Below are 11,199 nucleotides of genomic sequence, written 5' to 3'. Positions count from 1 at the left end.
GCCATGCTGCTTTGCATTGACACCGGCAATACCAACTCGACCTTCTCGATCTGGGACGGCGAGAAATTCCTGTCGCATTGGCGGATCAGCACCGATCACCGGCGCACGGCGGATGAATATTTCGCCTGGCTGCAGACCATGATCGGGCTGCGCTATTTCGATCTGGATATCGACGGCTGCGTCATCAGCTCGACCGCGCCGCGGGTGGTATTCAACCTGCGCGTGCTCTGCAACCGCTATTTCGACACAAGGCCGCTGGTCGTGGGCAGGCCCGATTGCCGCCTGCCGGTGCAGCCGCGCGTCGATTTCGGCACCGTGGTCGGCCCCGACCGGCTGGTCAATACCGCCGGCGCCTTTGACCGGCACGGGCCGGACCTGATCGTGGTCGATTTCGGCACCGCCACCACCTTCGACGTGGTCGATACCGATGGCGCCTATGTCGGCGGCGTGATCGCACCGGGGGTGAACCTGTCGCTTGAGGCGCTGCATATGGGCGCGGCCAGCCTGCCCCATGTCGATGTGACCATGCCCGGCAAGGTGATCGGCACCAATACGGTCGCCTGCATCCAGTCCGGCATCTATTGGGGCTATATCGGGCTTGTGCAGGGGATCGTGGACAAGATACGGCAGGAGCGCGCGCGGGCGATGAAGGTGATCGCGACCGGCGGCCTGGCGCCGCTGTTCGATCAGGGCTTTGACTTGTTCGATGCGATCGAGGACGATCTGACCATGCATGGCCTGCGTCTGATTTATGATTACAACAAGGAGACGGGGCATGGCTGAACGCCTGATCTATCTGCCGCTGGGCGGCGCGGGCGAAATCGGCATGAACGCCTATGTCTACGGCTATGGCGAACCGGGGCGCGAACGGCTGATCGTCGTCGATCTGGGCGTGACCTTCGGCGATATGGACAGCGCGCCGGGGATCGACCTGATCATGGCCGACATGGCCTGGCTCGAGGCAAACCGCGACCGGATCGAGGCGATCTTCATCACCCACGGGCACGAGGATCATGTCGGCGCGCTTGGCCTGTTGTGGCCAAAGCTGCAAAAGCCGGTGCATTGCCGCCGCTTTACCGGCGCGCTGGCGCGGCTCAAGCTCGAGGAGCAGGGCCAGCCCACCGATCAGCTGCATATCCACGCGCCGCGCCCCGATACGGTAACGGCCGGACCCTTTGCCGTGCAATTCGTGCCGATCAGCCATTCGATCCCGGAAAGCTCGGCCCTGATCATCGACACGCCGGCGGGCCGGATCGTGCATACCGGCGATTTCAAGCTGGACGGCACCCCGGTCGTGGGCGAGGCTTTCGACCCGATCCTGTGGCATGACATCGCGGGCGAGGGGCAGGGCATCAAGGTGCTGACCTGCGATTCGACCAATGTATTCTCGCCCAATCCCGGCCGCTCCGAGGCGCTGCTGGCCAATCCGATCCTGGATTTCGTCATGGCGCAAAAGCAGATGGTCGTCGCCACGACCTTCGCCAGCAACGTCGCGCGGCTGCGCACGCTGGCCGATGCCGCCACCGCCGCCGGCCGCAAGATCTGCCTGATGGGGCGCGCCATGCAGCGCATGGTCAGGGTCGCGACCGAGACCGGCGTGCTGGACCGTTTCCCCGCCACGGTCGACGCGGAGGAGGCGGCCGAGATGCCGCGCGACAAGCTGATGCTGCTGGTCACCGGGTCGCAGGGCGAGCGCCGCGCCGCCAGCGCGCAGCTCTCGCGCGGCCGCTATCTGGGGATCGAGCTGAAGGAGGGCGACAGTTTCCTGTTCAGCTCCAGCACCATTCCGGGCAATGAGCGCGGCGTGATCCGCATCCAGAACGCGCTGAGCGAGATGGGCGTCGATGTCTTTGACACCACCGACGGTTTCTACCACGTCTCGGGCCATGCCAACCGCCCGGATATCGAGGCGGTCCATGACCTGCTGAAGCCGCAAATCGTCATTCCGATGCATGGCGAGCACATGCATTTGCGCGAACATGCCCGGCTGGCCGAGGCGCGGGGCATCGCCTCGATCATCGCCACCAATGGCACCATGCTGGACCTGTCGGGCGATGCGCCGCGCGTCGTCGACCAGATCGAGGCCGGCCGGATCTATCTGGATGGCTCGGTCCTGATCGGCGCCATGGACGGCATCGTGCGCGACCGTATCCGCATGGCGCTGAACGGCCATGCCATGGTCTCGGTCATCGTGGACGAGGATGACAACCCGCTGCCTGACGCCTGGGTGGAACTGTCGGGCCTGCCGGAAACCGGCCGCGCCGGGGTGCCGCTGGCCAGCAATATCGAAAGCGAACTGGCCGAATTCCTGGAACGCGCCGACGACAAGACCGTGATGAACGACGACAAGCTGGAAGAGGGCATCCGCAAGATCACCCGTCAGGTCGCCATGGAGGAAATCGGCAAGAAGCCCGAGGTGACGGTAATCATCTCGCGCCTGGCGGCGGAATGACTTGACCTTTGGCCATGGGCCGGGCAAAGCGCCGGCCCATGAGCGAATTCGACCCGAACCCTCCGCGCCGCAATTTCTACGGCCGCCGCCATGGCAAGACCCTGCGCCAAAGCCAGAAGGGCTATCTGTCCGAGGATCTGGGCAGCCTGCGCCCGCGCGGCATCACCTTGCAGGACAATCCCGAACGCCGGCCCATCAACCCCGCGGCGATATTCGGCGATGCCCGCCCGGTCTGGCTCGAGATCGGCTTTGGCGGCGGCGAACATATGGTCCATATGGCCGCGCGCTACCCGGAAATCGGCATTATCGGCTGCGAGCCCTTCATCAACGGCGTCGCCATGCTTCTGGGCAAGATCCGCGCGGCGGGGGTCGATAATGTCAGCGTCCATCCGGGCGATGCGCGCGACCTGATGGATGTGCTGCCCGATGCCTCGGTCAGCCGCGCCTTTCTGAACTATCCCGATCCCTGGCCCAAGGCGCGCCACCACCGCCGCCGCTTTGTCACGCCCGAGCATCTGATCCCGCTTGCGCGCGTGCTGAAATCCGGGGCCGAGTTCCGCGTGGCCACCGACATTCCCGATTACGTCCGCCAGACGCTGGAAGAGGTGCCGCAGGCGGGCTTCGATCTGGTGGCCGAGGGGCCGGATGCCTGGGACGACTGGCTGTCGACCCGCTATGAGCAAAAGGCCCTGCGCGAGGGGCGCGTGCCGCATTACGTCACCTTCCGCCGCCAAGGCTGATTGCAAGCCCGTTCCGTGACCGCTATCACCTGTGGCGACCAGCCAGAGGTGTCCCATGTCACATTCCGCCGAACCGCTTCCCATGTCCGCCCGCCGCTCGGGGCCGCTGACCGGCGAGGCGCGCGTGCCCGGCGACAAGTCGATCAGCCACCGGGCGCTGATCCTCGGTGCGCTGTCGGTGGGCGAAACCCGGATCACCGGCCTGCTGGAGGGGCAGGACGTTCTGGACACGGCGGCGGCGATGCGCGCCTTTGGCGCCAGTGTCGAGCGCCTGGCCGAGGGCGAATGGCGGGTGAACGGCGTCGGCATCGGCGGCTTTGCCGAGCCCGAGGGCGTCATCGATTGCGGCAATTCCGGCACCGGCGTGCGGCTGATCATGGGCGCGATGGCGACGACGCCGATCACCGCCACATTCACCGGCGATGCCAGCCTGTCGCGCCGTCCCATGGGGCGCATCACCGACCCGCTGGAGATGTTCGGCTGCGAGGTCACGGCGCGCGAGGGCAAGCGCCTGCCGGTCACCATCCGGGGCGCCGCCGATCCGGTGCCGCTGCGCTACCGGACCCCGGTGGCCAGCGCGCAGATCAAATCCGCCGTGCTGCTGGCCGGGCTGAACGCGCCGGGCGAGACGGTGGTGATCGAGGCCGAGCCGACCCGCGATCATACCGAGCGCATGCTGGCCGGTTTCGGCGCGAAAATCGTGACCGAGACCACCGATGAGGGCCATGTCATCACGCTGAAGGGGCGGCCGAACCTGCGTCCGCAGCCGATCGCGGTGCCGCGCGACCCGTCCAGCGCCGCTTTCCCGGTGGCGGCGGCGCTGATCGTGCCCGGTTCGGAAATCCGCGTGCCGGGCGTCAGCCGCAACCCGACGCGGGACGGGCTTTACGTCACGCTGCTGGAAATGGGCGCCGATATCCGTTTCGAGAATGAGCGGGTCGAGGGCGGCGAGCCGGTCGCCGATCTGGTCGTCCGCCACGGGCCGCTGAAGGGGGTGACCGTGCCCCCCGGACGCGCCGCCAGCATGATCGACGAGTTTCCGATCCTGTCGGTGATCGCGGCCTTTGCCGAGGGCACGACGGTAATGCAGGGCGTGCATGAGCTGCGTGTCAAGGAAAGCGACCGGATCGAGGCCATGGCGGTGGGGCTGCGCGCCAATGGCGCCTCGGTCGAGGATAGCGAGGATACGATGATCGTCCACGGCACCGGCGGGCTGAAGGGCGGGGCGACCGCGCAGAGCCATCTGGATCACCGCATCGCCATGTCCTTTCTGGTCGCGGGGCTGGCCTCGGAACAGCCGATCGGCGTCGATGACGCGGGCCCGATCGCGACCTCCTTCCCGGATTTCCTGCCGCTGATGCGGGGCCTGGGCGCCGAGATCGGCTGAACGCGGCACCCGTCAGAGACGGGCATCGACCATCAGCAGATCGGTGCGGCTGCCCGCGATGGCACGGAACAGGACCTGCTCGGTGACGGTCAGGCCAAGCGCCTCAAGCTCGGCGCGGAACTCGGCGATGGTGCCGTGGGGCCGGTCCTCGTCCACGCGCTTGCCTTCGGACAGGTCCCAAAGCCGGTCGGTGCCGGGGATCAGGTCCAGCGTCAGCAGCAAGCGCCCGCCAGGCACCAGCCTGTCGCGCATCGCGGCAAGGGCGGCGCGGCGGGCCTCGGCCGGGATATGTTCGATCACGCTGACCGAATAGATCAGGTCAAAGGGTCCGGCATCCGGCAGATCCTGCATCAGGCAGTTATGCGAGCGGATGCGGTCGTCGATCAGCCCGTAATCCAGATAGCCCCATTCGTTCCAGTTGGCGGGCGCGGGCGGGGTGCGGATCAGGCTGTGGCCGTCCACCGTGGTCACCCTGGCCCCCTGCTGCGCCAGCCATAGGGGCAGGGGCGCGACGCCGGCGCCCATGTCCAGAACGCGCAGCCCCTCCGGCCGGGGCATGCGGGCGGCGATCCAGGGATATTCGATGCAGCGGATGATGGTTTTCGGGAAAAAGCCCAGATGCCTGCGCCCCATCGCCACGATGTCGACGAGCAGTTGCGGATGCGGGCTGGTCGCCAGCGCGCCGGCCAGTTCGGCGGCGCGGATGTCATGGGGATTGCGGCCCTCGCGCCCACGCTCGGCCAGAAACAGCGCGACATCGCGCCAGCCGCCGATCCGGGTCACATGCGCGATCCCGGGATGCTCGGCCAGGGTCTGGCTGAGCGGTTCGCGGAAAAACACGATGCCGCGACCCTGGGGGGCGGTCTCATAGCCGCTGATCAGCACCGCGTCGCGGCTGGCGGCGACGACATCATCGACCAGCTTGCGATAGGCCTCCGGGGTGGATTGATGGATCGCCACATCGAGGCAGATCGCCAGATCGGCGCTGCCCGCCGGCACATCCCCCGACGCGCCCTGCGTGAAGCTCCAGTCCGGGCGCTTGGCGCGCGCCAGATCCAGCCCGCTCGCGGACAGGTCGAAGCCGCGGTAATCCCGCAGCCCGAACACATGCATCACCTCAAGATCGCCGCAGCCGATATCGACCACCGGCCGGTCGGCATGGGCGGTCAGGACGGGTGCCAGCTGGCGGCGCTTGTCCAGCATCACCTCGCCGCGCGAGCCCAGCCCCGAGCCCAGTTCGGGGTCCGTCGCATAGCGGGTTTCCCAGAAAACCGCATTGTCCAGGCCGATGCTGTGCTGCCGCCGGATGCGGTTCATCGCCTGCATCATCTGCCGGTCCACCCAGGCGATGCCGGTCGGCGCGGGCATGCCATGGGCATCGACATGGCGATGGTAATGCATCGCGGTGATCTCTTGCGGCGCCAGCCCCTGATAGATATGGGCGCGGAAATGCGTCGGAAAGTTCGCGCCGACATCCAGCGGCAGAAAGGGCAGGTCCAGTTCCTGCATCGCCAGCGCAAAGCCAAGCTGGTCGGCGTGATGCAGATGATCGCCCAGAAGCGCCTGCTGCGCGAGACAGTGGCGCGACCAGCGCGGCCAGGCCTCGGCCAGCGCGGCAAAGGCGGCCCGGGGCAGAAAATAGGCGCCGCCATTGCAGTTCCGTGCGGGAACCTGCAAATCGGGCCTGAGCGTCGCGGGCGCGGTGGCGGGGTCGGGAAAACCCGCCTGCGCGAACAGGGGGCGCCATTTTTCGGCCGGGGGCTGGGCGGAATCGACGATCTTGGCGCGCACGGCTCTGTCGTCGAAAAGCGGGCGGGGATCGCGCAGGAACAGCAGATCCGCATCAAGCAGCAGCACCCGCTCCGCCTGCTGCAGAAGCCCGGTCCGGAACTGGACCAGCTTGTTGCAATAGGCGCCCGGCCCCTCGGCAAAGGCGTCATAGGGTTCAATCACCGCGCCCAGCCCGCGCAAGCGGTCCAGCCGCGCATCATTCGCCATGTCGCGCGGGACATGCACGACCAGCGCCGTACCCGGGTCATCGCCGGCGATACCGGCGCTGCGCAGCGATGCCAGCAACAGCCAGGCTTGTGTCAGGAAACGCGGATGCCGGTCGATGACACAGGAAATGGCTGTCTTCATGGATCGTCCTGTTGTCGCGGATCGCAGGGCATGCACGCCCTGCGGCAATTCCGGTCAGGGCTTATCCCTATTCGGATAGCCAAGCAATGCCAGCGCCGCGCCGATTTCATCCAGAACGGCCGGATCGTCGATGGTCGCGGGCGTCTTGAAATCCTCGCCATCGGCGATCTTGGCCATGGTCGCGCGCAGGATCTTGCCCGAGCGGGTCTTGGGCAGCCGCTCCACGACGCAGGCGGATTTAAACGCCGCGACCGGGCCGATCTGATCGCGCACCATGCGCACGACATCCTTGACGACCTGCTCATGCGGCGTCGTCGCCCCGGCCTTGAGGCACAGGAACCCCAGCGGAGCCTGCCCCTTGAGCGCATCGGCGACCCCGATCACCGCGCATTCCGCGACATCGGGATGCGCGGCCAGCACCTCTTCCATGGCGCCGGTCGAGAGCCGGTGCCCGGCCACGTTGATCACGTCATCGGTGCGCGCCATGATATAGAGATAGCCGTCCTCGTCCACATAACCGGCATCCCCGGTTTCGTAATAGCCGGGAAAATGGTCGAGATAGCTGTGTCGGAAACGCGACTCGGCGTTCCACAGCGTGGGCAGCGCGCCGGGGGGCAGGGGCAGCTTGATGGTGATCGCGCCCAGCGTGCCGGGCGGCACCGGATGGCCGCTTTCGTCCAGCACCTGCACGTCATAGCCGGGCATCGGCACCGAGGGGCTGCCGGGTTTGGTGGGCAGGGTCTCGATCCCGATCGGATTGGCGGCGATGGCCCAGCCGGTCTCGGTCTGCCACCAGTGATCGACCACCGGCACGCCCAGATGCTGCTGCGCCCATTTCACCGTGTCCGGATCGGCGCGCTCGCCGGCCAGGAACAACGCCTGCAGGTCATGCAGCTTGTAGCGGCGGATCCATTCGCCGTCCGGATCCTCGCGGCGGATGGCGCGCAGCGCGGTGGGCGCGGTGAAGAAGCTCTTGATGCGGTGGTTCTGGATGATGCGCCAGAACACCCCGGCATGGGGCGTGCCCACCGGCTTGCCCTCGAAGACCACGGTGGTCGCGCCGGCGACCAGCGGGCCATAGCAGATATAGCTGTGGCCGACGACCCAGCCGACATCGGATGCCGCCCAGAAACGGTCACCGGCGCCGATATTGTAGATATTGCTCATCGACCATTGCAGCGCGACCAGATGGCCCGCCGTGTGGCGCACCACGCCCTTGGGCTGGCCGGTCGTGCCCGAGGTATAAAGGATATAGGCGGGGTGGTTGCCTTCGACCGGGACACATTCGGCGGGCTTCACCCCGTATTGAAAGCCGTGCCAGTTGAAGTCGCGGCCCTCGACCAGCTTGGCGACCTCTTGTTCGCGCTGGAAGATGACGCAGAATTCGGGCTGGTGGCTGGCCATCTCGATGGCGCTGTCCAGCAGCGGCTTGTAATGGATGACGCGATTGGGTTCCAGCCCGCAAGAGGCGGCGATGATCGCCTTGGGCTGGAAATCGTCGATGCGGATCGCCAGCTCATGCGCGGCAAAGCCGCCGAACACGACCGAGTGGATGGCGCCAAGCCGGGCGCAGGCCAGCATCGCCTCGAGCGCTTCGGGGATCATCGGCATGTAGATGATGACGCGGTCGCCCTTTTCCACGCCACGCATGCGCAGCGCCCCGGCAAGCGAGGCGACGCGGTCCTGCAACTGCCTGTAGGTGATGCCCCTGGTCGAAAGCGTGATCGGGCTTTCATGCACGATCGCGACCTGATCGCCGCGTCCGGCCGCGACATGGCGGTCCACCGCGTTCCAGCAGGTGTTGACCATCCCGTCCGCGAACCATTCATAGATCGGGGCCTTGTCGTCGAACAGCGCCCGCGAGGGCTTTTTCTGCCAGTCGATCGCCTCGGCGGCCTGCATCCAGAACCGGTCGGGATCGGCCCGCCAACCGGCATAGACGTCTTGATATCCCATGAAAGCTCCTCCTCCAGGTTCGGCTTTGGTAGGCGCGGCCCAGGCCGTCAGGCAAGGATGTTAACGCCCGACATGTCCCATGGAAGAAGTTATTTTGCAGAATTTCCGGCGGCGCCTTGACAAATGTTTGCAAAACCGCCGGAAATTTGCGGATCGCAGAAAAATGCGCGCCGGTTTGCATAGCCGGCGCGCCTGTCGTGGGATGGCCGAATCGCGCTAGCGGTAATGGCCGACCGGGGTACCGGCGATCACGCTCATGTTCAGCAGCCCGCGCGTGGTGATCGAGGGGGTCACGATATGGGCGCGGTTGCCCATGCCCATCAGGATCGGCCCGACCTCAAGCCCGTTCGCCTTCATCTTCAATGCGTTGCGCACGCCCGAGGCGGCGTCGCTGCTGGCGAATACCAGCGCGTTGGCCGCGCCTTCCAGCCGCGAATCCGGGAAGATGCGGTTGCGCAGCTCGGCGTCCAGCGCCGAATCGACCTGCATTTCGCCTTCGAAGCAGAAATCGACCTCGCGTTCCTCAAGGAGCGCCATCGCCTGGCGCATCTTGCGACCGCCGGCGGTGTCGAGATTGCCGAATTGCGAATGGCTGCACAGCGCGACCTTGGGCGTCAGGCCAAAGCGGCGGATATGGCGCGCCGCGCCGATCGCGGTTTCCATCACCTGGCCGGCACTGGGTTCGTAATGCACCTGCGTGTCGGCGATGAAGATCGGGCCATCCTCGAGGATGATCATCGACAGCGCGCCGACCGGGTGCAACCCGTCGCGGGCCAGGATCTGGCGGATATAGTTCAGGTGCCAGCTATATTGTCCGAAGGTGCCGCAGATCAGGCTGTCGGCCTCGTCGCGGTGGACCATGACGGCGCCGATGGCGGTGGTATTGGTGCGCATGATCGCCCGCGCGATATCGGGGCTGACGCCCTGGCGGGCCATCAATTCGTGATAGGTGCCCCAATAGTCGCGATAGCGCGGGTCGTTTTCCGGGTTCACGATCTCGAAGTCGCGGCCGGGGCGGATCGGCAGGCCGGCGCGTTCGGCGCGCCGCTCGATCACCTCGGGGCGGCCGATCAGGATCGGCACATCGGTGGTTTCCTCCAGCATGGCATTGGCGGCGCGCAGCACGCGCTCGTCCTCGCCCTCGGCAAAAACGATGCGGCGCTTGGCCGTCGCGGCGGCCTCGAACACGGGCCGCATGATCATCGCCGAGCGGAAGACCGAGCCGTCCAGCTTGCGCTTGTAGGCGTCGATATCGGACAGCGGGCGCATCGCCACGCCGGTTTCCATCGCCGCGCGGGCGACGGCGGTCGAGACGACCCCGATCAGACGCGGGTCGAAGGGTTTCGGAATCAGGTATTCGGGGCCGAAGGTCAGCGTCTCGCCGCGATAGGCCATGGCGGCCTCGGCGCTGGTGGTGGCGCGGGCAAGCGCCGCGATGCCCTCGACGCAGGCGACCTCCATCTCGTCATTGATGGTGGTGGCGCCGACATCCAGCGCGCCGCGGAAGATGAAGGGAAAGCACAGGACGTTGTTGACCTGGTTGGGATAATCGCTGCGCCCGGTGGCGATGATCGCATCGGGGGCGACGGCGCGGGCATCCTCGGGCAGGATCTCGGGCGTCGGGTTGGCCAGCGCGAAGATGATCGGGCGGCCGGCCATCTTCCTGACCATGTCGGGCTTCAGCACGCCCGGACCCGACAGGCCCAGGAACAGATCCGCGCCCTCGATCACCTGATCCAGCCTGCGCAGGTCGCTGGCTTGCGCGAATTCCGCCTTTTGCGGGGTCATTTCCTCGGTCCGGCCCTGATAGACCAGCCCGGCAATGTCGCACAGCCAGACGTTTTCGCGTTTCACGCCCAGTTTCAGCAGCATGTTCAGGCAGGCGATGCCTGCCGCGCCGCCGCCGGTCGAGACGACCTTGATATCCTGGAAATTCTTGCCCGCGACATGCAGCGCATTGGTCGCGGCCGCGCCCACCACGATGGCGGTGCCGTGCTGGTCGTCGTGAAAGACCGGAATGTTCATCCGTTCGCGGCACAGCTTTTCGACGATGAAGCAGTCGGGCGCCTTGATATCCTCAAGGTTGATGGCGCCGAAGCTGGGTTCGAGGGCGGTCACGATATCGGCCAGTTTCTCGGGGTCCGATTCGTTCACCTCGATGTCGAAACAGTCGATATTGGCGAATTTCTTGAAGAGCACGGCCTTGCCCTCCATCACCGGCTTCGAGGCCAGCGCGCCGATATTGCCCAGGCCAAGCACCGCGGTGCCGTTCGAGACCACGGCGACCAGATTGCCGCGCGCGGTATAGCGGGCGGCGCTGGCGGGGTCGGCCTTGATCTCCAGGCAGGCTTCGGCCACGCCCGGGGAATAGGCGCGGCTGAGGTCACGGCCATTGGCAAGGGGCTTTGTCGCACGCACCTCAAGCTTACCCGGACGCGGGAATTCGTGATAATCCAGTGCCGCCTGTCGCGCGCTGTCCTGCCGGCGTTCTTCCATTGCCTGCCCACTCCTCTCAAGATGGTTCA

General features: G+C 66.4%; 7 protein-coding genes. 4 read left to right on the top strand and 3 right to left on the bottom strand.

What is annotated here, in order from left to right:
• Positions 1-3: 3 nt before the first annotated feature.
• From IT41_RS09415 to aroA, 4 genes are read left to right on the top strand one after another with little or no spacing between them, the layout of a single operon-like run.
• Positions 4-783 carry a type III pantothenate kinase gene (locus IT41_RS09415; RefSeq protein ID WP_036740627.1) on the top strand — a complete coding sequence of 260 codons (780 nt, stop codon included), beginning with the start codon at positions 4-6 and terminating at the stop codon, positions 781-783.
• Positions 776-2,452 (top strand): ribonuclease J, encoded by a 1,677-nt coding sequence (locus IT41_RS09410; protein ID WP_036740625.1) that lies wholly within the window; start codon positions 776-778, stop codon positions 2,450-2,452. Before IT41_RS09415 ends, IT41_RS09410 begins: the two co-directional genes overlap by 8 nt.
• A 38-nt stretch (positions 2,453-2,490) precedes the next feature.
• Positions 2,491-3,192, top strand: a complete 702-nt coding sequence (trmB, locus tag IT41_RS09405; protein WP_036740624.1) for a tRNA (guanine(46)-N(7))-methyltransferase TrmB — start codon at positions 2,491-2,493, stop codon at positions 3,190-3,192.
• Between the two features lie 55 nt (positions 3,193-3,247).
• On the top strand, positions 3,248-4,579 hold the full coding sequence (gene aroA / locus IT41_RS09400) for a 3-phosphoshikimate 1-carboxyvinyltransferase (RefSeq protein ID WP_036740623.1): 1,332 nt from the start codon (positions 3,248-3,250) through the stop codon (positions 4,577-4,579).
• Positions 4,580-4,591: 12 nt separating this feature from the next.
• Here the strand turns inward: aroA and IT41_RS19435 are convergent, their stop codons facing one another.
• The 3 genes from IT41_RS19435 to IT41_RS09385 form a co-directional block, all read right to left on the bottom strand.
• Entirely contained in the window at positions 4,592-6,718 is a 2,127-nt protein-coding gene (locus IT41_RS19435; RefSeq protein ID WP_052081369.1) for a class I SAM-dependent methyltransferase, read from the bottom strand.
• A 54-nt stretch (positions 6,719-6,772) separates the two neighbouring features.
• Positions 6,773-8,674: a propionyl-CoA synthetase gene (locus IT41_RS09390; protein ID WP_036740622.1), complete on the bottom strand. Its 1,902-nt coding sequence runs from the start codon at positions 8,672-8,674 to the stop codon at positions 6,773-6,775.
• A gap of 216 nt (positions 8,675-8,890) precedes the next feature.
• A complete protein-coding gene (locus IT41_RS09385) occupies positions 8,891-11,170 on the bottom strand; it encodes an NADP-dependent malic enzyme (RefSeq protein WP_036740621.1) in 2,280 nt (759 codons plus the stop codon).
• Positions 11,171-11,199: the final 29 nt, after the last annotated feature.

This window comes from Paracoccus halophilus (assembly GCF_000763905.1).
Taxonomy (GTDB): Bacteria; Pseudomonadota; Alphaproteobacteria; order Rhodobacterales; family Rhodobacteraceae; genus Paracoccus; species Paracoccus halophilus.
Note: the sequence above shows the minus strand (reverse complement) of the source record. Positions and strands in the feature narration are given on the sequence as shown.

What these genes read in the sequence shown, in the direction of transcription:
- IT41_RS09385 (WP_036740621.1), bottom strand. Translation starts at nt 11,170, where the DNA reads ATGGAAGAACGCCGGCAGGACAGCGCGCGACAGGCGGCACTGGATTAT.
- IT41_RS09410 (WP_036740625.1), top strand. Translation starts at nt 776, where the DNA reads ATGGCTGAACGCCTGATCTATCTGCCGCTGGGCGGCGCGGGCGAAATC.
- IT41_RS09415 (WP_036740627.1), top strand. Translation starts at nt 4, where the DNA reads ATGCTGCTTTGCATTGACACCGGCAATACCAACTCGACCTTCTCGATC.
- IT41_RS09390 (WP_036740622.1), bottom strand. Translation starts at nt 8,674, where the DNA reads ATGGGATATCAAGACGTCTATGCCGGTTGGCGGGCCGATCCCGACCGG.
- trmB (WP_036740624.1), top strand. Translation starts at nt 2,491, where the DNA reads ATGAGCGAATTCGACCCGAACCCTCCGCGCCGCAATTTCTACGGCCGC.
- IT41_RS19435 (WP_052081369.1), bottom strand. Translation starts at nt 6,718, where the DNA reads ATGAAGACAGCCATTTCCTGTGTCATCGACCGGCATCCGCGTTTCCTG.
- aroA (WP_036740623.1), top strand. Translation starts at nt 3,248, where the DNA reads ATGTCACATTCCGCCGAACCGCTTCCCATGTCCGCCCGCCGCTCGGGG.